At 71.6% G+C, this 23750-nt stretch carries 21 protein-coding genes; 6 read left to right on the top strand and 15 right to left on the bottom strand.

Annotation, left to right across the window (positions count from 1 at the left end):
• Positions 1-44: 44 nt before the first annotated feature.
• From ACLQ3F_RS15305 to ACLQ3F_RS15340, 8 genes are all read right to left on the bottom strand, one after another.
• On the bottom strand, positions 45-653 hold the full coding sequence (locus tag ACLQ3F_RS15305) for a TetR/AcrR family transcriptional regulator (protein ID WP_357233019.1): 609 nt from the start codon (positions 651-653) through the stop codon (positions 45-47).
• Positions 654-664: 11 nt separating this feature from the next.
• Complete coding sequence (locus ACLQ3F_RS15310; protein ID WP_425849472.1) at positions 665-2233, bottom strand: MFS transporter; 1569 nt, start codon at positions 2231-2233, stop codon at positions 665-667.
• Positions 2234-2317: 84 nt separating this feature from the next.
• Positions 2318-2989 (bottom strand): transcriptional regulator, encoded by a 672-nt coding sequence (locus ACLQ3F_RS15315; protein ID WP_425849474.1) that lies wholly within the window; start codon positions 2987-2989, stop codon positions 2318-2320.
• A 78-nt stretch (positions 2990-3067) separates the two neighbouring features.
• A complete protein-coding gene (locus tag ACLQ3F_RS15320) occupies positions 3068-4081 on the bottom strand; it encodes a branched-chain amino acid ABC transporter permease (RefSeq protein ID WP_425849476.1) in 1014 nt (337 codons plus the stop codon).
• On the bottom strand, positions 4078-4959 hold the full coding sequence (locus ACLQ3F_RS15325) for a branched-chain amino acid ABC transporter permease (protein WP_355007305.1): 882 nt from the start codon (positions 4957-4959) through the stop codon (positions 4078-4080). The genes ACLQ3F_RS15320 and ACLQ3F_RS15325 overlap by 4 nt, the downstream gene beginning before the upstream one ends.
• Before the next feature lie 55 nt (positions 4960-5014).
• Complete coding sequence (locus ACLQ3F_RS15330; RefSeq protein WP_387353311.1) at positions 5015-6265, bottom strand: ABC transporter substrate-binding protein; 1251 nt, start codon at positions 6263-6265, stop codon at positions 5015-5017.
• Between the two features lie 51 nt (positions 6266-6316).
• On the bottom strand, positions 6317-7009 hold the full coding sequence (locus tag ACLQ3F_RS15335) for an ABC transporter ATP-binding protein (RefSeq protein WP_357199633.1): 693 nt from the start codon (positions 7007-7009) through the stop codon (positions 6317-6319).
• Positions 6996-7757 carry an ABC transporter ATP-binding protein gene (locus tag ACLQ3F_RS15340; protein WP_425849480.1) on the bottom strand — a complete coding sequence of 254 codons (762 nt, stop codon included), beginning with the start codon at positions 7755-7757 and terminating at the stop codon, positions 6996-6998. Before ACLQ3F_RS15340 ends, ACLQ3F_RS15335 begins: the two co-directional genes overlap by 14 nt.
• Before the next feature lie 223 nt (positions 7758-7980).
• Between ACLQ3F_RS15340 and ACLQ3F_RS15345 the strand changes: the two genes are divergently transcribed.
• Together ACLQ3F_RS15345 and ACLQ3F_RS15350 are read left to right on the top strand one after the other, a co-directional pair.
• Complete coding sequence (locus ACLQ3F_RS15345) at positions 7981-8838, top strand: SPFH domain-containing protein (protein WP_425849482.1); 858 nt, start codon at positions 7981-7983, stop codon at positions 8836-8838.
• A 107-nt stretch (positions 8839-8945) separates the two neighbouring features.
• Positions 8946-9233, top strand: a complete 288-nt coding sequence (locus ACLQ3F_RS15350; RefSeq protein WP_357199639.1) for a hypothetical protein — start codon at positions 8946-8948, stop codon at positions 9231-9233.
• Between the two features lie 140 nt (positions 9234-9373).
• Here ACLQ3F_RS15350 and ACLQ3F_RS15355 read toward each other — a convergent pair whose 3' ends face one another.
• From ACLQ3F_RS15355 to ACLQ3F_RS15365, 3 genes are all read right to left on the bottom strand, one after another.
• On the bottom strand, positions 9374-10549 hold the full coding sequence (locus ACLQ3F_RS15355) for an alcohol dehydrogenase catalytic domain-containing protein (protein WP_425849483.1): 1176 nt from the start codon (positions 10547-10549) through the stop codon (positions 9374-9376).
• Positions 10546-12000 carry an aldehyde dehydrogenase family protein gene (locus ACLQ3F_RS15360; protein ID WP_425849484.1) on the bottom strand — a complete coding sequence of 485 codons (1455 nt, stop codon included), beginning with the start codon at positions 11998-12000 and terminating at the stop codon, positions 10546-10548. The genes ACLQ3F_RS15355 and ACLQ3F_RS15360 overlap by 4 nt, the downstream gene beginning before the upstream one ends.
• A gap of 69 nt (positions 12001-12069) precedes the next feature.
• Positions 12070-12726, bottom strand: coding sequence for a TetR/AcrR family transcriptional regulator C-terminal domain-containing protein (locus tag ACLQ3F_RS15365; protein WP_357234854.1), 657 nt, complete (start codon positions 12724-12726; stop codon positions 12070-12072).
• A 195-nt stretch (positions 12727-12921) separates the two neighbouring features.
• Between ACLQ3F_RS15365 and ACLQ3F_RS15370 the strand changes: the two genes are divergently transcribed.
• Positions 12922-14094 (top strand): acyl-CoA dehydrogenase family protein, encoded by a 1173-nt coding sequence (locus ACLQ3F_RS15370; RefSeq protein ID WP_238670770.1) that lies wholly within the window; start codon positions 12922-12924, stop codon positions 14092-14094.
• A gap of 25 nt (positions 14095-14119) precedes the next feature.
• On the opposite strand, the gene ACLQ3F_RS15375 is transcribed toward ACLQ3F_RS15370, so the two are convergent.
• From ACLQ3F_RS15375 to ACLQ3F_RS15385, 3 genes are all read right to left on the bottom strand, one after another.
• Complete coding sequence (locus ACLQ3F_RS15375; RefSeq protein ID WP_425849486.1) at positions 14120-15157, bottom strand: aminotransferase class V-fold PLP-dependent enzyme; 1038 nt, start codon at positions 15155-15157, stop codon at positions 14120-14122.
• An 85-nt stretch (positions 15158-15242) separates the two neighbouring features.
• Positions 15243-17399: an FUSC family protein gene (locus tag ACLQ3F_RS15380; protein WP_425849488.1), complete on the bottom strand. Its 2157-nt coding sequence runs from the start codon at positions 17397-17399 to the stop codon at positions 15243-15245.
• A gap of 87 nt (positions 17400-17486) precedes the next feature.
• On the bottom strand, positions 17487-18899 hold the full coding sequence (locus tag ACLQ3F_RS15385; RefSeq protein WP_425849491.1) for an FAD-dependent oxidoreductase: 1413 nt from the start codon (positions 18897-18899) through the stop codon (positions 17487-17489).
• A 182-nt stretch (positions 18900-19081) separates the two neighbouring features.
• On the opposite strand from ACLQ3F_RS15385, the gene ACLQ3F_RS15390 reads away from it, so the two are divergent.
• Entirely contained in the window at positions 19082-19720 is a 639-nt protein-coding gene (locus ACLQ3F_RS15390; protein ID WP_425849493.1) for a hypothetical protein, read from the top strand.
• 151 nt (positions 19721-19871) lie between these two features.
• Here ACLQ3F_RS15390 and ACLQ3F_RS15395 read toward each other — a convergent pair whose 3' ends face one another.
• Positions 19872-21254 carry a cation:dicarboxylate symporter family transporter gene (locus ACLQ3F_RS15395; RefSeq protein ID WP_357206784.1) on the bottom strand — a complete coding sequence of 461 codons (1383 nt, stop codon included), beginning with the start codon at positions 21252-21254 and terminating at the stop codon, positions 19872-19874.
• 93 nt (positions 21255-21347) lie between these two features.
• Here ACLQ3F_RS15395 and ACLQ3F_RS15400 point away from each other — a divergent pair, with 93 nt between their 5' ends.
• On the top strand, positions 21348-22940 hold the full coding sequence (locus tag ACLQ3F_RS15400; RefSeq protein ID WP_425849495.1) for an ATP-binding protein: 1593 nt from the start codon (positions 21348-21350) through the stop codon (positions 22938-22940).
• Positions 22937-23632, top strand: coding sequence for a response regulator (locus ACLQ3F_RS15405; RefSeq protein WP_355007291.1), 696 nt, complete (start codon positions 22937-22939; stop codon positions 23630-23632). Before ACLQ3F_RS15400 ends, ACLQ3F_RS15405 begins: the two co-directional genes overlap by 4 nt.
• Positions 23633-23750: the final 118 nt, after the last annotated feature.

Here is a 23750-nt window from a genome sequence, read left to right on the forward strand (position 1 = left end):
GGCAGCCTCAGCCGGGCACGAACGCGCCGACCGAGCGCCCGGCGTCAGCGGGCCCGGATGCCCTCCAGCACGGCGTCGACGACCCGTTCGGGCAGGGTCTGCTCGTCCAGGTCCGGGTTCCACTGGAGCACCCGCTGGATCAGCATCGGCCCGGTGAGCAGCGCCATCGTCACCTCGACGTCGATGTCGGCGCGCAGCACCCCCTCGTCGATGCCGCGCCGCAGCACCTCGCGCATCAGCTGCCGTCGGGGCGAGATGATGTTCTGGTAAAGCTGGAACTGGTCGGCGCTGCGGTTCACCGCGGGTGCCAGGCAGGGCATGATCTTGGCTGCTCGCGGGTCGACGTTCTTGCCGATCGCGCCGACCAGCAGCACCAGGTCGTCGCGGACGGAGTGGCCCGCCGGCTGGGCCATGACGCCCTTGAGGCGGCGCAACGCGTCCAGCAGCAACGCGTCCTTGCCGGCCCAGCGGCGGTAGATGGTGGCCTTGCCGACCCCGGCGCGGGCGGCGATCGCCTCGATCGAGAGCGCCTCGATGGTGCTGCCCTCGGCGAGCAGGTCGAGGGTGGCCTCGATGATGGCCTCGTCGGCGCGGATGCTCCGCGGTCGACCGGGCGACCGCGGAGCATCAGCAGTGGACGTCATTTCCGTCATTCTTCCCGGACCTATGCCGTGCCGGCCAACTCGGGCTCGGCGACCGGCGCCGCCGGGGCGACGCTCGCGTCCTCCTTGCCCGGCATCCAGCGCAGCACCACGATCATCCCGAGTGCGGCGATCACCGCGGACAGCCCGGCCGCCCAGTGCATGGCGGTGACGAAGGCGTCGTTGGCCGCCGAGATCAGCCCCGGCGCCGCCGGGCCGAGCTGGCCCGCCGCCGCGTACGCCCCGGAGATCGACTCGTTGGCCGCGTCCTGGGCCTGGGTGGGCAGACCGGTCAGGGCGTCACCGATGTCGCTGCGGTAGACCGCTGAGAGCACCGAGCCGAGGACGGCAACGCCGAGCGCACCGGCCACCTGGCGGATGGTGTTGCTGACCGCGGAGCCCACACCGGCCTTCTCCCGGGGCAGCGCCGACATGATCGACTCGGTGGCCGGCGGCATGATGTTGGCCATCCCGGCGCCCTGAATGAGGAAGACCAGCAGCACGATCCAGATCGGGGTGGAGGCGCCGATGAAGACGAAGGCGGCGAGGGACACCACCGTCAACCCCAACCCGACGGCGGCGACGGCCTTACCGCCGTAGCGGCGGACCATCGCGGCGCTGCGCGGCGCGAAGACCAGCTGGGCGCCGGCGAACGGCAGGAAGAGCAGGCCGGTCTGCAACGGGCTGTAGTCGCGTACGAGTTGCAGGTAGAACGAGCCGAAGAACATCGAGCCCATCGCGGCGAAGAAGACCAGGCCGACGATGGCGACCGGCGCGGCGAACCGGGGCACCTTGAACAGTCGGACGTCCAGCGACGGGTGGTCGCTGCGCCGCTCGTGCTGCACGAACCACGCCAGTACCGCGATGCCCACCAGGATCGAGCCCCAGGCCACCGGGCGGTCGAAGCCGTGCTCGCCGCCGTCGATGATGCCGTAGGAGAGGGCGACCAGGCCGACCACGGAGAGCAGCACGCCGAGTACGTCGATCCGGCCGGGCCGCGGGTCACGCGACTCGGGGACCAGCAGCGCCACCAGGACCACGCCGGCGGCGACCACCGGCACGTTGATCAGGAAGACCGAGCCCCACCAGAAGTGCTCCAGCAGCGCGCCGCCGAGGATCGGGCCGATCGCCACGGCGAGACCGACCGCGCCGGCCCAGACACCGATGGCCCGACCACGCTCGCGGGGGTCGAAGACGTTGGAGATGATCGACAGTGTCACCGGCATGATGGCCGCGCCGCCGACCCCCATCAGGGCGCGGGCCGCGATGAGCTGTCCGGGGCTCTGGGCGTACGCGGAGAGCAGCGACGCCAGGCCGAACAGCACCAGACCGATCATCAGGAAGCGCTTGCGGCCGGCGCGGTCGCCGAGGACCCCGAAGGTGAACAGCAGCCCGGCGAAGACGAGCGTGTAGGAGTTGATGGACCACTCCAGCTCGCCCTGGCTGGCGCCGAGACCGTGCACCGGGTCGGCCAGGGTGCGCAGGGCGACGTTGAGGATCGTGTTGTCGAGGACGACCACGAGGAGGCTGATCACCAGCACCCCCAGGATCGCCCACCGCCTCGGGTGTCCGGTGTTGTTGTGCAGCTCCATGCCTGGCTTTCCCCCCACGCTTGTCACCCGAGACGCAATACGATACGGGTCAGACTCGTAACGCGGATCAGCCTACGACGCGCATTAACGATACGGCACCGATCCGTATCGTATGTGGTGGGCATCACGCCCGGTCGCGACCGACAGGCAGGCGTCGACGGCCTCCGTCAACGTGCCGAGACGCACCGCCGGACCGCTGAGCGGCTCGATCCAGCCCGGCCCCGCGCCGTACACCCGAAGGCGCGGAAAGTCCCGGGCGAAGCGCACCAGGCGGTACGCGCGGCCGGTCAGCGGCGTCTGCGACCAGAGCACGACGGTGCGCGGACGGGCCCGGTACACCGCACTGGTGAGCGCGGACCAGGGCAGCGCGGGGCCAAGGTTCAGACAGCCGCGACCCTGCTCGCGCAACGCGGCGGCGAGCGCCAGCAGACCCAGGCTGTGCGCCTCCTTCTCGGCACCGGCCAGCAGCACCCCGCCGGTGCGCAGTGACCGGCCCGGCTCCCGGCGGTACGCGTCCAACCCGACCCGGACACCCTCGCAGAGGGCGTGCTCGACGACGACCTCGACGGCGGTACGCCCCGACAGCCGGGCCAGCAACGGACGACAGACCTGCTCCCAGAGCGCCGGCACGCCCCAGGCCTCGGCCAACTCCAGCACCAGCGTCGCGACGGCGGTGGCGTCCAGCTCCTCGGCCGCCAGCGACACCTGCTTGTGCGCGATCTCCACGGCCTCCGCCGGCATCGGATCGGTCAGCACCAGACGTACCCCCGGGTAGACGTTCTCTACCCGGGGGTTCGCTCGGCGGGCACCTGGTGGATGCGCCGTCGCGGAATTTCAGCGGCGGCGGGCCGCCAGCCGGTGGGCCAGCGCGGCGACGCTGCCCCAGATTCCACGCCGGAACAGCACCACGACCAGGACGAAGATGCCGCCGGTGACCAGGCCGATCGCCTCGAACCCGGAGAACGACAACCAGTCCTCCAGCCGGACCACGAGGGCGGCGCCGAGCACCCCACCCCAGAGGGTGCCGATCCCGCCGAGCACCACCACGATGACCGCCTTGCCGGAGGTGGTCCAGTGCAGCACGTCCAGCGAGACGAACCGGTGGCTGACCGCGAACAACCCGCCACCGAGGCCGGCGATGAACCCGGAGAGCACGAACGCGGTGAGCTTGTAGCGGTGCACCGGGTAGCCCAGCGCCCGCGCCCGCGCCGGGTTGTCCCGGATGCCGACCAGCACCCGACCGAACGGTGAGTGCACGATCCGCCAGGCGGCGGCGAGCCCGAGCAGCACGATCGGCAGGATCGCGTAGTAGAAGAAGTAGTCGTCGGTGAGGTCGACGCCGAACAGCTCGCGGGGCACCCCCTGGAGGCCGTTCTCGCCCTGCGTCACCGAGCGCCACTCGTTGGCGACGTAGTAGACCATCTGCGCGAAGGCCAGGGTCACCATGGCGAAGTAGATGCCGGTCCGCTTGACCGCCAGGTACCCGATCGGCACCGCCAGCACGGCCGCGGCGAGGGCCCCGGCCAGCACCGCGAGGGGAAACGGCAGGCCGACGTGGATGGCCACCAGCCCGGTGACGTACGCGGAGGTGCCCCAGAACGCGGCGTGGCCGAAGGACATCAGCCCGGTGAAGCCGAGCAGCAGGTCCACCGCCACGGCGAAGAGCGCCCAGCAGAGGATGTCCACCGCGACCGCCGGGTAGAGGCCGTTGGGCAGCCACGCCGCGACGGCCAGGCCGACGGCGAGCAGCGCGTACCGGACCCAGCCGGGGGCCCGGGCCACGGCGATCAGCCCGGACGGTGGCGTCGAACGGGACGCGTCGGTAGGAGTGTGCACGGTGTTGGTCATGCGGGGGCCTCCTCCCGACCGAACAGGCCGGCCGGGCGCCAGAGCAGCACGCCGGCCATCACGACGAAGACGATCGTCTGCGAGACGAGCGGGAAACTGGAGAGGTACGCCTCACCCCACGCCTGCACGAGTCCGATGCCGAAGCCTGCGGCGACCGACCCGAAGATCGAGCCCAGCCCGCCGATCACCACCACCGCGAACACCACGATGATCAGGTCGGCGCCCATCAGCGGGTTGACCGCGCGCATCGGCGCGGCCAGCACACCGGCGAGGCCGGCCAGCCCGATGCCGAAGCCGAAGACCGGGGTCACCCACCGTCCGACGTCGATGCCGAACGCACGGGTCAGGTCCGGCCGCTCGGTGGCCGCACGGACCACCATGCCGATCCGGGTCCGGGTCAGCACCCACCACACCGCCACGCAGAGCAGCACCGCGAAGCCGAGGATGAACACCCGGTACGTCGGGAAGTCGAACAGCCCGAAGTCGACCGACCCGCTCAACAGCGACGGCGTCTCGTACGGGCTGGACTGCACGCCGTAGCGCAGTTTCACCAGGTCCTGAAGGATCAGCGTCAGACCGAAGGTGAGCAGGAAGTTGTAGAGCGGGTCCAGTTTGGTCAGGCGGTGGATCACCGCGCGTTCCAGCGCCATGCCGAGCAGACCCAGCCCCACCGGCATGATCACCAGGGCGGCCCAGAACGGCACGCCCGCCTCGCTGAGCAGCACGTACGCCCCGAACGCGCCGAGCATGTAGAACGCGCCGTGGGCGAAGTTGACGACTCGCAGCATTCCGAAGATGACCGCGAGCCCGAGGGCGAGCAGGGCGTAGAACGCCCCACTCACCAGCCCGTTGAACGTGTTCTGCGCGAATCCGCTCACCGCGTCACATCCGCTCGTGACCGCGGGGCTCGCACAACCCGCTCACTCCTCGCACTCACAGCTTGCAGTCCGCCGAGGGCGCGCGGAACGCCTCCGCGGCGGGGATCGTCTTGAGCACCTTCACGTAGTCCCACGGCTCGGCGACCTCGGACTGCGACTTCACCTGGGCCAGGTACGCGTCGTGCACCACCCGGTGGTCCTCGGCGCGGATCTTCCCGTTGCGCAGGAAGACGTCCTCGACCGTCTTGCCCTCCAGGCCCTTGACCACAGCGTCCGCGTCGTCGGTGCCGGCGGCCTGCACCGCCTCCAGGTACTGAAGGGCCGCGGAGTAGTTGGCGGCGTGCGCGAAGGTCGGCCGGGTGCCGGCCTTCTGCTGGAAGCGGTCGGCGAACTCCCGGTTCTTCGCGTCGAAGTTCCAGTACCAGGCGTCGGTGTACGTGGTGCCGGCCAGCGCCGCCGGGGTGAGCGAGTGGATGTCGGTGAGGAACATCAGCCCCACCGCCAGGCCGACGCCCTTGTCCCGCAGCTTGAACTCGTTGTACTGCTTCACCACGTTGACCAGCTCCGCGCCGGCCTGCATGGTGCCCAGCACGTCCGGCTTCGGGTTCAGGTTCGGCGCCTTGAGCAGGAAGGTGGAGAAGTCACCGCTGGTGTTCGGGAACGGCGCCCCGTCCTTGCCGACGACAGTGCCGCCGGCCGCCGTGATCGCGGTGGAGAAGCTCTTCTCCATGTCCTGACCGAAGGCGTAGTTCGGGTAGAGGATGTACCAGTTCTTGCCGATCTGCTCGGTGGTGGTCTTTCCGGTGCCGTTGGCCAGCATGTACGTGTCGTACGCGTAGTGGAAGGTGTACTTGTTGCAGCTCTTGCCGGTCAGGTCGGTGGTCGCCGCCCCGATGTTGAAGTAGAGCTTCTTCTTCTCCTTCGCCACGTCGGCGACCTTCAGCGCGGCCGACGAGGTGGGCACGTCCAGGATCAGGTCGACGCCCTTGCGGTCGTACATCTCCTGGGCCTTGGAGTTGGCCACGTCCGGCTTGTTCTGGTGGTCCGCGGTCTCCACGGTGATGTCCTTGGTCACCGCCTTGTCGCCGTACTTCGCGGTGAAGTCGGCGATGGCCATCTCCACCGCCGCCACCGAGTTCTTTCCGGACAACTCCGAGTACGCCCCGGACTGGTCGTTGAGCACGCCCAGCACGATCTTGTCGCCGGTCAGCTTCTGGTCGCCACTCGACTGGGGGCCACCGCCACCGCACCCGGCGGCCAGCACCACCACGGCCGACGCCGCGGCCACACCCATCGTCCTACGCATGCCCACTCCATCCATTCCGCGCGGCGTCGCGCGGGTCGTCGTTGAGAACATTCAGATCCCGAGGTACGCGAGCAGTTCGCGTTCGCGCGAACGCACCTCGGAGTTGTCCATCGCCTCGGCGACCCGGCCCTCGGCCAGCAGGTAGTGCCGGTCGGCGACACCGGTGGCGAAGTGAAGGTTCTGCTCGACCAGCAGCACTGTCACCCCGTGCCGTTTGGCCTCGCGCAGCAGGTCGCCGACCTGCTGCACCAGCAGTGGCGACAGCCCTTCGGTGGGCTCGTCGCAGAGCAGCAGCCGGGCGCCCATCCGCAGCACCCGGGCCAGCGCGAGCATCTGCTGCTCGCCGCCGGAGAGCATGGTGGCCGCCGAGTCCCGTCGCGTGTACAGGGCCGGGAACGCCTCGTACACCCGCTCCAGCGACCACGGGTCGGGGCCGACGGTGGGTGGCAGCGTGAGGTTCTCGGTGACGGTCAACGTGGCGTAGCTGCCCCGGTCGTCGGGCACCCAGCCCAGCCCCAGGCGGGCCCGCTTGTGCGCCGCCAACCCGGTGATGTCCCGCCCGTCCAGCTCCACCGTGCCGCGCTGACCGGGGTGCAGCCCCATGACGCAGCGCAGCAGAGTGGACTTGCCGGCACCGTTGCGGCCGACCAGGGTGACCACCTCGCCAGCGGAGACCTCGAGGCTGACCTCGCGCAGCACCTGTGCCTCGCCGTAGAAGGCGGACAGGTTCTCAATGCGCAGCATCGGCGGCTCCCAGGTAGGCGGTGATCACGCGCTCGTCGGCGCGGACCTGCTCGTACGGGCCCTCGACGAGGACCTTGCCGGCCTGGAGCACGGTGACGGTGTCGGCGAGGCGGCCGACCACGCTCATGTTGTGCTCGACCATCACCACGGTCCGGCCCTGCCGGACCCGACCGATCAGGTCGACGGTGCGGTCGACGTCCTCCAGGCCCATGCCCGCGGTCGGCTCGTCGAGCAGCAGCACCTTCGGGTCCAGCGCCAGGGCGATGGCCAGCTCCAGGGCTCGTTTCCGGCCGTACGCCAGGGACGCCGAGGGGGCGTGCGCCAACTCGGCCAGTCCCACCATCGCCAACAGTTCGTCGGCCCGTTCGGTGTAGCGGCCCATCAGCTTCGCCGACCGCCAGAACCGCCAGCCCAGCCCGCTGGACGACTGCAACGCCAGCGCGACGTGTTCGCGCGCGGACAGTTGGGGAAAAAGACTGGTGATCTGGAACGAACGGGCCACGCCGAGCCGTGCCACCTGCTCGGGGGGCAGCCCGGTGACGTCCCGCCCGGCCAGCTCGATCCGGCCGCCACTGGGGCGCAGGAAGCCGGTGAGCAGGTTGAACAGGGTGGTCTTGCCCGCGCCGTTCGGGCCGACCAGCGCGTGCACGCTGTCCGACGCCACGTCGAGGTCGACGTCGTCGACCGCCCGGAAGCCCCGGAAGTCGCGGGTCAGCCCACGGGCCGACAGGAGCGCTTGCCCGGCCATCGCCTCATCCTCCGCACGTCGCGGCGACGGTCGGTTCGGTGACCGCGGTCACAGGCCCGTCGCGTGGACGAAACCTACGGCGGGCCTCCGGAGTCGAACCATGTCGATGGGATCCATATTCGACCCGCAGTTGACGTGCCTGAACTCCACTCCCCCGCGCCGTCGACTTGACCGGACCCCCTAGGTTGATGATCCACACAGCCCACCGGAAGGTCCCCACCCCATGCCCGTCGGCTTCACCATGGCGATCGTCTTCGCCGTCGCCCTGGCGGTCAGCGCCGTCGTCGCTCTCGTCGCTCCCGCACGGCCGCTCAAGCGGATGGCCGCCCTCGCGGCGCTCGGCTTCCTCGCCCTCACGCTGGTGGTCGGCGTCGCCTCGAGCGCCCATTCCGTGCCCATCCGCTCGGTCGGCATCGTCACCAGCTTCGGCAAGCCCACCGGGCAGGTGACCGGCTCGGGCCTGAAGTGGGTGGCGCCCTGGCAGAAGGTCGGCGAGTGGGACGCGGGCCGCCAGAAGTACGACCACATCGGCGGCAACAACTGCGTACGCGTGCGCACCGGCACCCTCGCCGACGCCTGCGTCGAGGTGCTTGTCGAATGGCAGGTCAAGCCGGAGAACGCGCCGAAGCAGTTCATGGACTACAAGGGCGACTTCGGCAGCTTCCGGGGTCAGCGGGTGGGTGTGCAGCTGGACAGCGCGGTCAACGACGCCTTCGCCGCGTACAACCCGCTGGAGAAGATCGACGCCCAGACCGGCGACCTCAACGTCGACCTGAAGCCGTTCGCCGCGAACATCAAGACCAGCGCGGAGACGCGCCTCGCCACCGACGTGGACATCCTTTCGGTGACCATCACTCGGGTGAACCACGACGACAAGACCGAGGGCAACATCAAGGCGTTCCAGGACAAGCTGGCGCAGACCCGCAACCTGGAGCAGGACCGCAAGAACGCCGAGATCTCCAAGCAGATCACCGAGACCAACGCGAAGGTCGACAAGGTGACCCGTTGTCTGGAGATCGCGGAGAAGAACGGTGCGAACCCGGGGCTCTGCATCAACCCGGGCATCGTCACCGGCAAGTGACCCGAGGCCGGCCCACCCCTGGCGGGGTGGGCCAGAGGTCGACCGAATCGCCGCCACCGGCAACTGTGGTACCGCGAACGGCGTTGTCCGGGTTAGCCTTTGCGCATATGGCTACCTTTCGCAGCGCCTCAGTGCTCCTTTCCGCAGACGGCACCAGGACCCCCGGCACCGCCGCGCTCTTCGCCGAGCCGGCCCGTAGGGGCGGAATTCCGCCCTGGGCAGGCGACTTCCGACCCGCCAACAGCGCCGGAAACGGCCCCAAGAACGCGGTCGGAAAGACCTTCACCCTGGAGCTGCCCGACGGCAGCACCGGCAAGGTCGTGGTCCAGGGCCTCAAGAGCGGCAAGGGTGGCGTCGTGCTGGCGCTGATGGGCGAGGACGCCCCACCCTTCTGACCGGTCGCCCGGCTCTCGTCGCCAGGGTGCCCAGGGTTGGCCCTTCCCGGGCCGACCCCAGGCTCCCTGGCCAGACACGCCAGTCGCCCCGACAAATCGCTGGGATGTCGATGGTCGCGTCGCGGCGGCGGTTACCAGCGTCAGTCCAGCGTGACCACCCAGCGAGCGCCCTCACCCCGCGCCAACCGGTCGAACGCCGCGGGCGCCTCGTCCAACGGAATCGTCCCACTGACCAGCACACCCAGATCCAGTGCGCGGTCGGCGAGCTCGGCGGCCAGCACCGGCACCTCCCGGTCCGGATCGGACGAGCCGTACACCGAGGAGCGCAGGGTGCGGGCGGAGTGGAAGATGTCCAGCGCGCCCAGGCTGACCATGTCGTCCTTGGCGCCCATGCCGACCACTGTCACCGCTCCCCCGCGCCGGGTCAGCCGCCAGGCGGCGCGGATGGTCGCGGCCCGACCGACGCACTCGAAGGCGTGGTCGACGCCCCGGCTCTCGGTGCGCGCCCGTACCTCCTTGGAGAGCCGGTCGTCGGAGAGCAGGAAGTCGGTCGCCCCGGCGGCGAGCGCCAGGTCCCGTTTCGCCTCGGCGACGTCGATGGCCAGGATCGTCGTGGCACCGGCCCGGCGGGCCGCGCTGAGCACGGCGAGCCCGACGCCACCGAGCCCGACGACCGCGACCGACTCGCCGGGTGCCACCCGGGCGGTGTTCCGGACCGCACCGACGCCGGTGAGCACCGCACAGCCGAGCAGTGCGGCCTGCTCGGGCGGCAACCCGGCGGGGATCGGAATGACGGCACGCTCGGGTACCACCACCGCCTCGGCGAGCGCGCCGAGGCCGAGGGTCAGGTGCAACGGGACCCCGTCGTCGGTCTCGCCGCGCGACACGGTCGGAGCCGTGGTGTCGGCGCAGAGCCACGGCTCGCCACGCCGACACCACCAGCAGGCCCGGCACGCCGGCGCCCAGTTGAGCACCACCGGTGTGCCGACGGTCAGCTGACTGCCCGGCCCGACCTCGGCCACCACACCGGTCGCCTCGTGCCCGAGCACCAGCGGGAACCTCGCGGCGAGGGTGCCGTTGACCATGGACAGGTCGGAGTGGCAGACACCGGCCGCCCTGATCGTCACCCGCACCTCGCCGGGGCCGGGCGCGGGCAGGCGTACCCGCTCGACCCGCAGCTCGGCGCCGGAGCCGCGCGCGACCAGCGCGCGAACGATGACCGGCGCGGACGCCGGCCCGGTGCCGCCACCCGGCGCGGCCGGGGACAGCTCGGGCCGGTCTGCGGGCACGGCCGGGGACAGCTCGGGATCGGTCATCGCTGGATCGCCTTCAGCTCGCAGAACTCGGCCAGCCCGTGCACGCCCAACTCCCGGCCCAGGCCGGACTGCTTGTAGCCACCGAACGGGGCGAGCGGGTTGAACGGGGCGCCGTTGATGTCGACAGCGCCGGTACGCAACCGCCGGGCCACCGCGAGCGCCGCGTCGGTGTCGGCGGACCAGACCGCGCCGGCCAGCCCGTACTTCGAGTTGTTGGCGATGGCGACCGCCTCGTCGGTGTCGGCGAACGGGATGACGGCGAGCACCGGGCCGAAGACCTCCTCCTGGGCCAGCGCGCTGTCGGGGTGCACGTCGGCGAAGACGGTCGGGGCGACGAAGTGCCCCCGGGACGGCACCGGGGCGTCGGGCCCGCCGGCGACCAGCCGGGCGCCGTCGGCGAGGGCCCGGTCGATGTGGCCACGCACCCGCTGGGCCTGGGCTGCGGAGACCAGCGGGCCGAGCCGGGTCGCCGGGTCGAACGGGTCGCCGAGTCGGTAGCCGGCCACCGCCGCGGCGATCAGGTCGAGGGCTTCGTCGTACCGGTCGCGGTGCACCAGCATCCTGGTCCAGGCGGTACAGGTCTGCCCGGAGTTGAGCAGGGCGTTGCCGACGCCCACCTTGACGGCGGTGGCCAGGTCGGCGTCGGGGAGGACCACGTTGGCGGACTTGCCGCCCAGCTCCAGCGCGACCCGGGCGATCCGGTCGGCGGCGAGCCGCATGATTCGCGCGCCGGTGGCGGTGGAGCCGGTGAAGGAGACCAGGTCGACGTCGGGGTGCCCGGCGAGCGCCTCACCTACCACCGGCCCGGTGCCGGGAACCAGGTTGAGCACGCCCGGCGGCAGGCCGGCCTCGGTGACCGCGTCGAAGAGCAGGTACGCGGTCAACGGGGTCAGCTCGCTGGGTTTGAGCACCACGGTGCAGCCGGCGGCCAGGGCGGGTGCGAGCTTCGCCATCACCTGGTGCAGTGGGTAGTTCCACGGGGTGATCGCGCCGACCACGCCGATCGGCTCCCGGACGACGAGGGAGTTGCCGATGCTCTCCTCGACCGGCGCGCGGGCGGCGAGCGCGACGTGGTCGCGCAGCACGGTCAGTGGGAGCCCGACCTGCACCCGGGTGGCGAGCTTGAGCGGAGAGCCCAGCTCGACGGCGATGGTGCGGGCGAGGTCGTCGGCGCGGGCGGTGAGCGCCGCGTGCAGCCGGTCGAGGTGGGCGGAGCGCTCGGCGGGGGTGGCGGCCGACCAGCCGGGAAACGCGGACCTTGCCGCGGCAACGGCGCGATCCACGTCGGCCGAGGTGCCGGCCGGCACCTGCCCGATCAGGTCCCCGGTGCTCGGGTTCTCCACGTCGATGAGGCCGGAGTCGGCGGGAGGGGTCCACTCCCCGCCGACGTGCAGGTGACGCCGCAGGCGCAGGGAGTCGGGCAACAGCGACGGCGGGGCGGCGAGGTCCATGTCGTCCCTTCGAGGGGGTGGGCGATGGGGTCGCGACGGGCGATGAAACTAGCGCTGGGAGTTTGGACGTTACCCGTCGGGCCGGGCGGACTCCACCGTGTCGACGCTGCGGGTGTACTCGGCGGCCAGACCGTGCAGCAGGGCGTCCAGGCCGAGGGCGAAGGCTCCCTCGTCCACGCTCTGCTGGTGCTCGGCGAGCCGGTGGGCCTGTCGCAGGTGCGGGTAGTGCGCCGCGTACAGCTCGGGGTCCTCGACGAAACCGCGGGCGAACGAGCCGAGCGCCGACCCGGCCACGAAGTACCGCAGCGCCGCGCCGATGTGGGTGGCCCGGGCCGGCGGCCAACCGGCCCGGACCAGCCCTCCGTAGACCGCGTCCGCCATGGCGAGGGCCGCCGGTCGACGACCCGGGCCCTGCGCCAGGTACGGCACGACGTTCGGGTGCGCGGTGAGCGCCCGCCGGTACGACCACGCCCAGTCCCGCAGCGCGGCGAGCCAGTCCCGGCTGGCGAAGCCGCTGGTGTCGACGGCACCGGTGACCGTGTCGGCGACCGCGTCGAGGATCTCGTCCTTGGTGGCGAAGTGGTTGTAGAGCGAGGGACCCTGCACGCCGAGCGCGGCGGCGAGTCGGCGGGTGGAGAGCGCGTCGAGCCCGTCGGCGTCGATCAGCGCGAGCGCCGTCTCGACGATCCGGTCGCGGGTGAGCAGAGGCCGTCGAGGTCGGGGCACGTCAGAACTCCTCGGTCTGCGGTGTCCCTCCCCGTGGGAACCACCTGTTCACGCACCCTATCGGGGACCGCCTGCGGGCGGGCGTCACCACGTCGGCCGGAGAAGGGGTCTGGACGAATGAAAACTTACACCGCTAGTTTATGAGGGACCGCTACGCCCGTGGCGGCGCACCACCACGCCGACCGAGGGGGAACCGTGGACTTCGCACTGTCCGACGAGGAACGCGCCGTCCGGGACACCGTGCGCGCGTTCATCACCCGTGAGGTGATGCCCCTGGAAGCGGAGGTGCTCCGCCGGGAACGGGCGCACCAACCGGGCCTCGACCACTCCGAGGTGCGCGAACTGCAACTCAAGGCGCGCAAGTTCGGCTTCTGGGGCCTGGCCACCCCGGAGGAGTACGGCGGGATGAACCTGCCAGCCGTACTCCAGTCGTTGATCTGGACCGAGCTGGGCCGCACGTTCGTGCCGTTCCGCTTCGGCGGCGAGGCGGACAACATCCTGTTCCACGCCACCGAGGAGCAGAAGCGGGAGTTCCTCATCCCGACCATCGAGGGCGAACGACGCTCCTGCTTCGCGATCACCGAGCCGGGCGCCGGATCCGACGCGGCCAACATCCGGCTGTCCGCCCGCCGGGACGGCGACGACTGGATCCTCGACGGCGAGAAGACCTTCATCACCGGCGGTCACGACGCCGACTTCGCCATCGTGGTCGCCGTGACCGACCGGGAGAAGGGCGCCCGCAACGGCGGTGCCACCGCGTTCCTGGTGGACCGGTCGATGGGCTGGCGCTCGGAGTTCATCCAGACGATGGGTGAGGGCGGGCCGGCGTCACTCATCTTCGACGGCGTACGCGTGCCGCACCGCAACATCCTCGGTGAGATCGGGCAGGGCTTCACGCTCGGCATGGAGTGGATCGGCAAGGGGCGCTACACCATCCCGTCGCACGCCATCGGCATCGCCGAGCGGGTGTTGCAGATGGCCATCGAGTACGCCAACACCCGGGAAACCTTCGGCACGAAGATCGGCACCAACCAGGCCATCCAGTGGATGATCGCCGACTCCGAGACGGAGCTGGAGGCGGCCCGCTGGCTGGTGCTGCGCTCGGCGTGGACGGTCGACGCGGGCCTGGACCCCCGGCACGCCTCGTCGATGGGCAAGCTCTACGGCGCCGGCATGGTCAACCGGGTGGTCGACCGGGTGCTCCAGATCCACGGCGGCATGGGCTACACCCGGGAGCTGCCGATCGAACGCTGGTACCGGCAGGTCCGGCTCTACCGGATCTTCGAGGGCACCGACGAGATGCAGCGGCTGATCATCTCGCGTGACCTGCTGCGCGGCTACACGAAGATCGGTGGCCACCTGGCCTGACGCACGGCCGTCCTCGGTGCCAGGTTCAGCCGGTCAACGCCGTCAGCGCGGCGTCCACGTCGGCCTCGGTGGAGTAGATGTGGAACGAGGCCCGGACCCGTCCGGCCCGCACCGCCGCCCGGATACCGGCCGCCGCCAGACGCTGCTCCGCGTCCGGCACGTCCACGCTGACGATGGCGCTCTCCCCCGGCTCCCGGCCCAGCCCGGTCAGGAACCGGTTGGCCAACGCCACGTTGTGCGCCCCGATCGCCGGCACGCCGATCTCGGCGACCACCTCCAGGGCGGGCGCCGCACCGACCCAGCTGAACCAGGCCGGTGAGATGTCGAACCGGCGGGCGTCGTCGGCCAGCCGCAGCGGCGGGCCGTAGTAGGAGGCGTGCGGGTCGCGGCCCGCGTACCAACCGGCCGCGTCGGGGCGCAGCCGCTCGCGCAACCCGGGGGCCAGATAGGCGTACCCGGTCCCGCGCGGATTCATCAGCCACTTGTAGCCGCCCACCGCCACCACGTCGGCCCGGCTGCCGTCGAACGGCAGCCAGCCGCACGCCTGGGTCGCGTCCACCGCCACCAGCGCGTCGTGCGCGCGGGCCGCGGCCACGATCTCGTCGTACGGCGCGACCGCCCCGTCGGCCGACTGCACCAGGCTGAACGCCACCAGATCGGTATCGGCGTCGATGGCGTCGACCAGAGACCCCAGCGGCACCGTGCGGACCTTGACGCCACGTTCCTCCTGCACCAGCCAGGGGAAGAGATTCGAGGTGAACTCGACCTCGGGAACCACCACAGTGGCACCGGCCGGCAGCGCCGCCGCGACCGGCGCGAGGAGCTGGGACACCGCCGCGCCGACGGCCACGTCAGCGACCGGCACCCCGATAAGGCCGGCGAAGGTTGCCCGAGCCCGGCTCGTCGACTCGCCCCAGCCCTCCCACGACGTACGACCGACCCGCCAGACCGCGAGAGCCTCGTGCAACGCCGCCCACGCCGGCTCCGGCGGCAACCCGTAGCTGGCGGTGTTCAACCAGCCCGGTTCCGGCTCCCACAGCTTCTGCGCCTGCTCGATCTCCATGCTCTCGACGCTAGGCCGAACGACGCGCGACGGGCACTACCAATCGGCGATCGGCGGCCCGTCCGGTGGCGGGCTGGGAGCCGGCTCATCGGCGGCGGGCGGGCGGGTGGATCCGGGCGAGACTGTCGGCGAGGCTGGCGAGCCACCTGTCGACCTCCACCAGGTGCCGGACCGACTGATGGTCGGCCCCGTCGAGGAGCGGACGGATCCGGTCCAACTGGTCGACGCAGGTGGTCGAGACGGGCTCCCGGTCCGATGCCCGGCCGTGGGCGACGTCATCGGCGAGGGCGTCGTACGCCGATCGCAGGCGCCCGGCGGAGTTTCGCAGGAGCGTCGCCGCACCGGGCCAACCGGCGAGGCAGCCGGGCGGGTTGCGCCGCAGCAGCGACTCCGCCCCGGGCACGACGTGGTGCCCGGCGCTCAGCACGGCGTCCCAGTTCACCTGTTGCCGGTGCGGATCGTGCCGCTCCGAGTGGTACTGGCAGTACGACGAGTCGATGAGGACCATCCGGCGACGGACCCGGTCGAGGGCGCCCGCGGGCGGCGGAGCGTCACCGAGGATCGCCTGGACCGTCTGTTCGACAGCGTCCGCGCTGGCCGCCAGGTAGCGGGTGGCATTGCGCCGCAGGTCGTGGCCCGCGCCGCGCGGCCAGATCGCCACCCCGGCGAGCACGCCGATCACCGCGCCGAGCAGCACGTCGACGAGGCGTGCCTCGGCGAGCCGCCAACCCTCCGGGCTGAGCTGGGCGACTGTCAGCAGCACTGTGAACAGCGCCTGCTGCCACACCGGGCCGAGCAGCCGGCCGACGCCGAAGGCCAGCAGCAGGGTGACCGGCAGGACGACGGCGTACACGATCGGCTCGTCGACGACGAGCATCACCCCGCCGCTGACGGCCGCACCGACGATGGTCCCCAGCACGGCTGGTCGCAGCGCCGTGCGGGTGTCGGCGGCGGACGTGCGCAGGACCGTGAGGGTGGCCAGCAGCACCCAGAACCCGTGGGTCAGCTCCAACACCCCGGCGGCCACCCGGGCGATGGCGAGCGCCACGGCCAGCCGCAGCGAGCTGTGCAGGTGGGCCGAGCGCGGCGCCAGGTGTGAGCGGAACTGCCACCAGTACAGCGTCCACGGGCTGCGCCGGGCGTACGCGAACAGCTCCGAGGAGTCGTCGTCGCCGGGCCGCGCCCCGGTCGCCACCCGGGAACCGACGACGAAGACCCGCACCTGGTCCGCGAGGGCCAGCGCCGTCGCGTCCCGGCACAACCGGGGTACGTCCGGCGCGTCGCGGACCTGGCCGGAACCCACCGGGTACGCCGCCTCGACCCGTCCGACCGCCACGTCCAGGTCGGCCGGGGCCACCGCCGGGGCACCCGGCGACAGGCTCCGGCCGGCCGCGCGGGTGGTGTCCGCGCACGAGCGCAGCAGACGCGCCGCTGCCAGGTCCGGGATCGGCTCCGGCGGGGCGTCCGCCGCCAATCGGTCCGCGTCGGCGAGCACCTCCCGTAACGCTGCCCCGCAGATGCGCAACGCCCGATCCTGAGCGCCCGCCGCGGTGGGCGCCCACGCCGGAGGGCTGCGGTTCAGCGCGATCGCCGCCACCACGTCGTGCGCCCGCTCGCGTCGCGCGTTCCGGTCGCCCACGGCGGCGTGCGGGTCGGTCAGCCGCTCGGCGGTGGCGTCGAGGAAGGCGGCGATGCCGTCGGCCGCCTCGGCCAGGCGCTGCCGGTAGGAGACCGGCACCGGGTCGGGCCAGAGGAACACCTCGGCCACGGCGAGCAGCACGACGGCGAGGGTCACCCCACCGAGTCGCTCCGGCAGGGTGTCCGGTTGGTACGGCGGGAACGACGCCAGGATGTAGAAGAGCTGAAACGCGCTGGCCAACCCCACCAGGCGCGGGTTGCCGACCCCGGCGAACGCCACCACGAACCCGACGACCAGCATGCCACCGGCGGCCGCCCAGGTGCTCCACGCCAACAGCGAGCCCGCCGCGATCAGCGCCCACACCACCGGCAGCGACAGCACGAGGATCCGCGCCCGTTGCGGCGCCGGACCAGGGAGCTGCGCGAACGACCCGGCGGCGATCGTGCCGAACAACCCGTACGTGGCGAGCGTCGAGCTGCCCGCGCCGTACCGGCAGCCGTAGAAGACGACGGACGCGACGAGCGTCAGCCGGACCGCCCGCCGCAGGACGGCGTCACCCGGGTCACGGCGGCGAAGCCGGCCAAGGAGGCTGGTTGCGAGCACTACCGCTCCCCCGGTTCGTCGCGGCACCTCTCCCCGGCCCACCATTCTTCACCGCGCCTCGCGACCGACGGCGGGTTTGGCGACGAATCACCGCCGGGAGCCGCCGAGCAGGCCGAGCCGCAGGGCCCGGAACAGGGTGCCGGGGCGGCTCAGGGCGGCCGGGTGGTCGAGCATGGTGGTGACCCGGCCCAGCCGGGCGTTGAGCACCGGGTCGGTCAGCGACGCCCGGAAGAGCAGGTCCCCGAACCACTTGGTGACCTTGTAGCCGGGCGGGTACGGCCCGTCGACGTGCGGCAGCTCGATGTCGGCGGTGGTGGAGATCTGCCAGGCGGCGTCGACCACCACGCGGACCTGGTCGAAGTACGCCCGCGCGGGCTCGTCGTGCGGCCTCGGGCCGGAGCGCAGGTACTTCGACAGGCAGGAGGCGTGCAGCGTCGCGGAGGTCATGCCCTGGCCGTACACCGGGTTGAAGGAGGCGACCGCGTCGCCGGCGGCGACCAACCCGGCGGGCAGACGGTCGAGCTTGTGGAAGTCTCGGCGTCGGCTGTCCGCCTGGTGGTACGTGACCACCCCGCCGAGCATCTCCCCGTTTTCGGCGATGTCGCCGAACATCTGCGGGTAGTGCTCCCGGCAACGGGCGGTGAAGTCGGCGACGTCACGGCTGGGCCGGTCCCCGTCGTAGCCGGCCACCAGCATGATCCAGCGGTCCCCCTCGACCGAGTTGATCCCACCGATCCGGGCGGTACGCCCCTTGCCCGCCATGGTGTGGAAGACCGCCACCCAGGCGTCGCTGACTTCCTCGTCGCGCTTGAAGAGCGCTGTGGCGTAGTTCAGCTTGATCGGCATGCGGTGCAGCGGCGGGCGCGGCCACCCGTGCTCGGCCAGCCAGTCGCTCAACCGGCTGGACCGCCCCATCGCGTCGACCACCAGGTCCGCCGCTTCGACGACGGGCTCGGTGCCGCCCTCGGGCACGTACCGGGCGCCATTGACCCGCCGCTCGTCGAAGAGCAGACCCTCGGCCCGGCCGTACACCATGCGGATGTTGTCGGTGGCGAGGGTACGTCGGCGGACCAGCGCCTCCAGGAACGGACGCGTGGTGATCAGCGCCGGCCCGGTGCCGGTCGCCGCGGGCGGCAGACCCAACATGCCGTTCACGAAGACCTTCGCCGTGCCCGGGTCGTTCGGTGGTGGCGGGGCGCCGAGCGCGAGCGCCTCGTCGGCGATGCCGGGAAACCAGCGCTCCAACTGGACCTGACCGGCGGGCAGCAGCGCGTGGACCTGGCTGCCCTGGGGCACGCCCGGCCGTGGACCGGCGTCGACATCGGACGGATCCCGTTCGATGATCAGCACTTCCTCGGCGTGGTCGCTCAGCACCCGGGCCGCCAGCAACCCGGCCATGCTGCCACCGAGCACCACCGCCCGTCGCATGACCACTCTGGTCTCGGCGGGTGGTTCGGCCGTCGCTATCTCGGCGAAGAGCCGGGACGGAGAGGCGGGCATGCGATCACTCCTCGAACGGTCGGGAAACCTCGGCATTCACGACCGTAACCATCGCGACGCCAGCCGTCAGCGCTGAGTTGGCCCGCCACTTCGAGTTCGCGCCCCGGATGCGGTGGTCAGATGGGCGGCGAGCCCTCCCGGCCAGGACCGCGCCGGGTCCGGCGACCAGCTATGAATGTCTGATGAGTGCCCATGCCGGTGCGACCCGGCCCCCGCGTGCCCCGGCCCTTCCAGATCCCGGGGCGGGCAGCCGGAACAGGCCGATCGCCTGGTGGGGCTTCCTGAGCCTGGTGGTGGCCCTGGCCGCCTGCACGCCCGCGGGTGACTCGCGCCGGCACGCCACCCCGCCGGCCACCGGTGCGGCGCCGTCGACGGACGCCAGTGGTGGTGGGCCACCCTGCACGACATCGGTCGACACGCTGCCAGCACCGCCGGCGGGCTACCGGTTGGTGGGCGAAGACGTGGCGGTGCCCGACGCCCCCGTGATGTCGGCCGAGACTTCCGGGGAGGCCGATCCGGCGGCACGACTGTTCGCCAAGTGGGGGCTCGTCGTCCGCGCCGGCACGGTCGTCGACCTGCGGGTGGCACCGGGCTGGCAGGACAAGGCACGGCTCGGCTGGGGCGGCACCGGCACGCCCGCTGCGGCCGTCACCGTGCACGCCTGCGCGCCGGAGGGTGGGCAGGCTCAGTGGATGGCCTTCGTCGGCGGCACCTGGGTCGCGCAGGCCGCCTGCGTACCGCTCATCGTGACGTCGAACGGCCAGACCGACCGCGTCAACGTCGGCATCGGCGTCCCCTGCGAGAAACCCACCGCCCCCTAGCCCACCGCGCACGCCCACCCCACCCACCTCAGCCCCGGTTGATCAAGAGGTTTGCGTCACCCATCCCGGGGTGTCGTGACGCAAACCTCTTGATCACCGGGGGTACGGGGTCGCGGCGGCCTGCGCTGCGACCCCGGGTCCACGCCTCGACTCAGGCCGGGGCTCCGGCGGGCGTGGCCTCCTTCTCGTCGGGGCGGGACGCTGCCTCGTCGTCGTGCTCGTCGACCATGGTGGCCTCGTCGAACGGGTCGTTGCCGCTCAGCACCGCGGTCGCCCGCTCCCGGTCGAACTCGCCGGTCCAGGTTCCCACCAGTACCGTCGCCACCGCGTTGCCGGCGAAGTTGGTCAGCGCCCGAGCCTCCGACATGAACCGGTCGATGCCGACGATCAGCCCGACCCCGTCGACGAGGTCCGGGCGGTGCGACTGGAGGCCGCCGGCCAGCGTGGCCAGCCCGGCGCCGGTGACACCGGCGGCACCCTTCGACGCGATGATCATGAACAGCAGCAGCGAGATCTGCTCGCCGATGGCCAACGGCTTGCCCAGCGCGTCGGCGATGAACAGCGACGCCATGGTCAGGTAGATCGCCGTACCGTCCAGGTTGAACGAGTAGCCGGTCGGCACCGTGATGCCGACGACCGGCTTGCTCACACCGAAGTGCTCCATCTTGGCGATCAGCCGCGGCAGCGCCGACTCCGACGACGAGGTCGACAGGATCAGCAGGAACTCCCGGCCCAGGTAGCGCAGCAGCGAGAAGATCGAGATCCGGGCCACGAACCACAGCAGCGCGCCCAGGAACACCAGCACGAAGATCAGACAGGTGGCGTAGAAGCCCACCATGATCTGGGCGAGGCTCTTGAGGGCGTCCACGCCGGTCGCGCCGACCACGGCGGCCATCGCGCCGAAGGCGCCGATCGGCGCCAGCCACATGATCATGGCAAGGACCTTGAAGACGACCCGCTGGATGACGGTGATGGCACTGAGCACCGGCTCACCCCGCCGGCCCATGGCCTGCACGGCGAAGCCGACCAGCAGTGCGACCAGCAGCGTCTGGAGCACCTTGCCCTCGGTGAGCGAGGAGAGCAGCGTCGTCGGGATGATCCCGAGCAGGAAGTCGGCCGTACCGGCGGCCTCGTCACCAGCGGCGGCCTTGCCGGAGCCGACCAGGTCCGGGCCGAGGTTCAGGCCCGAACCGGGGTGGATGAGGTTGCCGACGACCAGGCCGATGGCGAGCGCGACCGTCGACATGGTCAGGAAGTAGCCGAGGGCCAGCCCGCCGACCTTGCCGACCTTCGCGGCCTGCCGTACGGAGCCGACGCCGAGCACGATGGTGCAGAAGATGACCGGGCTGATCATCATCTTGATCAGGTTGACGAAGCCGGTGCCGATCGGCTTGAGTTCCTTGCCGAAATCGGGGGCGACCAGGCCGACCACGATGCCGGCGACCACGGCCACGATGACGGCCAGATACAGGTAACGGGTACGGTCCCGGCGGACCGCCGGTGCCGGGGTGGTGGCGGATGCGGTGGTGTCCATGTCGACAATGTGAAGCGCGTCTCACCCGTTGACAGCCTTGCGGTCATTCTGTTCACCGCGTTGGCGGAAACGGTGGCGCGACTGAGGAGGGTGGTGAAGGTGGCCCGACGCCAGTGGAGCATCGCGGGGCAACTCTTCGCCCTCCAGGCGATGGTGGTGACGCTGCTCGTGCTGGCCGGCGCGGCGGGCGCCGTCTGGCTGGCCCGCAGCGACTCCCGCCAGGCCGCGCAGGAGGAGGTGCTCGCGGTGGCGCAGACAGTGGCCGGCTCCCCCGACGTCCGCGAGGCCCTCACGACCGTCGACCCCGCGAAGGTCCTCCAGCCGTACGCCGAATCGACAAGGCAGGCCACGGGCACCGACTTCGTGGTGGTGATGGCCCCCGACCGCACCCGTTTCTCGCACCCGACCAAGGACCGGATCGGCGAGCCGTTCGTCGGCGAGATCGGGCCCGCTCTGGCGGGCCGCGCGTTCACCACCACCAACGTCGGGACGCTCGGTGAGTCGGTGCGCGCGGTCGTTCCGGTGTACGACGAGCAGCGACGCCTCGTCGGTCTGGTCTCGGTGGGCATCACCACCCGCGCGATCGACAAGAAGCTGCTCGGCCAGTTGCCGGTGCTGTTCGGTGTGGTCGCGCCGGCTCTGGCCCTCGCCGCGACGGGCTCCTGGCTGCTCAGCCGCCGGCTCCGCCGCCAGACACACGGTCTGGGGCCGGCCCAGATGACCCGGATGTACGAGTACTACGACGCCGTTCTGCACTCGGTGCGGGAAGGTCTCGTCGTGCTCACCACCGATCGTCGGGTGGCGCTCGTCAACGACGAGGGCCGCCGGCTGCTGGGGCTCGACGCGGACGCGCCAGTGATCGACCAGCCGGTGGCCGGGATCGACCTGCCGCCCGCGGCGGCGGAGCTGCTCGGCTCCGGCCGCGACGCCCGCGACGAGCCGATCGTCGCCGGTGACCGGGTGCTCGTCGCCAACCAGCGGACCACCCGCTTCGAGGGCGCGGTGCTCGGCACCGTGCTGACCCTGCGCGACCAGACCGAGCTGCGCACCCTGGCCAGCGAGCTGGATTCGGTGCGCGCGTTGACCGAGGCGTTGCAGGCGCAGACCCACGAGTCGGCCAACCGGCTGCACACCGTGCTGACGCTGGTGGAGCTGGGTCGCGCCGACGAGGCCGTCCGGCTCGGCACCCGGGACCTGGCCCTCGCCCAACAGTTGACCGACCGGGTGGTCGGCGCGGTGACCGAGCCGGCGTTGGCGGCGCTGTTGCTCGGCAAGTCCGCCCAGGCCGGCGAGCGCGGAGTGGATCTGGTCATCGAGCCGGACTGCCGCCTCGACGACAGCCCGCTGCCGACCGGAGATCTCCTCACAGTTGTCGGCAACCTCGTCGACAACGCCCTGGAGGCGGTGGCCGGTACGCCGGCGCCGCGCCGGGTGCGGGTCTTCGTCGGCGCTACCGGTGACGAGCTGGTGGTTCGGGTAGCCGACAGCGGCCCCGGTCTGGCACCTGAACGGGTCGCCGACGCGTTCCGGCGCGGCTGGTCCACCAAGAGCACCGGCCGGGGGCTCGGCCTGGCGCTGGTCGGCCAGGTGGTACGCCGACACGGCGGTAGCGCCGAGGTCTGTCGCTCCGACGACGGTGGCAGCCTGTTCACCGTTCGGCTGCCGGCCAGAATCGGGCGGTCATGAGCGCCATCCGGGTACTCGTCGTCGAGGACGAGCCGCTGCTGGCCGAGGCGCACAGCGCGTACACCGAACGGGTTCCCGGTTTCGTGGTGGTCGGGGTGGCGCACACCGCGCGGGCGGCGATGGCGGCCCTGCGCGCCAACGACGGCGGCGACGTGGACCTCGTACTCCTGGATTTTCGGCTGCCCGACCTGCACGGCCTGGACGTCTGCCGGGCGCTGCGCGCGGCCGGCAGCAGCGTCGACGTGCTCGCGGTGACGTCCGCGCGGGACCTGGCGGTGGTGCGCACCGCGGTGTCCCTCGGCGTGACCCACTACCTGCTCAAGCCGTTCACGTTCGCCGCGTTCCGCGACAAGCTGGAGCGGTACGCCGACTACCGCGCCCAGGCGCTCGCCGACGGCGAGGTCGCCGCCCAGCACGAGGTGGACCAAATGTTCGCCACCCTGCGCGGCACCGCCGGGCACAGCCTGCCCAAGGGGCTCGACGCGCAGACCCTCGATCGGGTACGCGCCGCGCTCACCGACGGCACCCGCACGGAGGTCGGGCTGTCCGCGACCGAGGTGAGTGCGCTGACCGGCATCTCCCGGGTGACCGCCCGCCGCTACCTGGAGTACCTGGTGACCGTCGACCGGGCCGCCCGCACCCCGCGCTACGGCACTCCCGGCCGCCCCGAGGTCGAGTACCGACCCCGTTGAGCAATCCGTCGATCTTGCACTTTCTGTCGGGACCATTGACCGCAATAGCGGTATTCCGAGCGCTGCGCCCTATTGCGCTGGCGGACTGAAGATCCGTTGTTAGACTCGGCGGAGTTGG

Origin of the sequence: Micromonospora sp. DT15 (assembly GCF_049841475.1) — a bacterium.
Lineage (GTDB): Bacteria > Actinomycetota > Actinomycetes > Mycobacteriales > Micromonosporaceae > Micromonospora.

What these genes read in the sequence shown, in the direction of transcription:
- ACLQ3F_RS15305 (WP_357233019.1), bottom strand. Translation starts at nt 653, where the DNA reads ATGACGGAAATGACGTCCACTGCTGATGCTCCGCGGTCGCCCGGTCGA.
- ACLQ3F_RS15310 (WP_425849472.1), bottom strand. Translation starts at nt 2,233, where the DNA reads ATGGAGCTGCACAACAACACCGGACACCCGAGGCGGTGGGCGATCCTG.
- ACLQ3F_RS15320 (WP_425849476.1), bottom strand. Translation starts at nt 4,081, where the DNA reads ATGACCAACACCGTGCACACTCCTACCGACGCGTCCCGTTCGACGCCA.
- ACLQ3F_RS15330 (WP_387353311.1), bottom strand. Translation starts at nt 6,265, where the DNA reads ATGCGTAGGACGATGGGTGTGGCCGCGGCGTCGGCCGTGGTGGTGCTG.
- ACLQ3F_RS15335 (WP_357199633.1), bottom strand. Translation starts at nt 7,009, where the DNA reads ATGCTGCGCATTGAGAACCTGTCCGCCTTCTACGGCGAGGCACAGGTG.
- ACLQ3F_RS15340 (WP_425849480.1), bottom strand. Translation starts at nt 7,757, where the DNA reads ATGGCCGGGCAAGCGCTCCTGTCGGCCCGTGGGCTGACCCGCGACTTC.
- ACLQ3F_RS15345 (WP_425849482.1), top strand. Translation starts at nt 7,981, where the DNA reads ATGCCCGTCGGCTTCACCATGGCGATCGTCTTCGCCGTCGCCCTGGCG.
- ACLQ3F_RS15350 (WP_357199639.1), top strand. Translation starts at nt 8,946, where the DNA reads ATGGCTACCTTTCGCAGCGCCTCAGTGCTCCTTTCCGCAGACGGCACC.
- ACLQ3F_RS15355 (WP_425849483.1), bottom strand. Translation starts at nt 10,549, where the DNA reads ATGACCGATCCCGAGCTGTCCCCGGCCGTGCCCGCAGACCGGCCCGAG.
- ACLQ3F_RS15360 (WP_425849484.1), bottom strand. Translation starts at nt 12,000, where the DNA reads ATGGACCTCGCCGCCCCGCCGTCGCTGTTGCCCGACTCCCTGCGCCTG.
- ACLQ3F_RS15375 (WP_425849486.1), bottom strand. Translation starts at nt 15,157, where the DNA reads ATGGAGATCGAGCAGGCGCAGAAGCTGTGGGAGCCGGAACCGGGCTGG.
- ACLQ3F_RS15385 (WP_425849491.1), bottom strand. Translation starts at nt 18,899, where the DNA reads ATGCCCGCCTCTCCGTCCCGGCTCTTCGCCGAGATAGCGACGGCCGAA.
- ACLQ3F_RS15390 (WP_425849493.1), top strand. Translation starts at nt 19,082, where the DNA reads ATGAGTGCCCATGCCGGTGCGACCCGGCCCCCGCGTGCCCCGGCCCTT.
- ACLQ3F_RS15395 (WP_357206784.1), bottom strand. Translation starts at nt 21,254, where the DNA reads ATGGACACCACCGCATCCGCCACCACCCCGGCACCGGCGGTCCGCCGG.
- ACLQ3F_RS15405 (WP_355007291.1), top strand. Translation starts at nt 22,937, where the DNA reads ATGAGCGCCATCCGGGTACTCGTCGTCGAGGACGAGCCGCTGCTGGCC.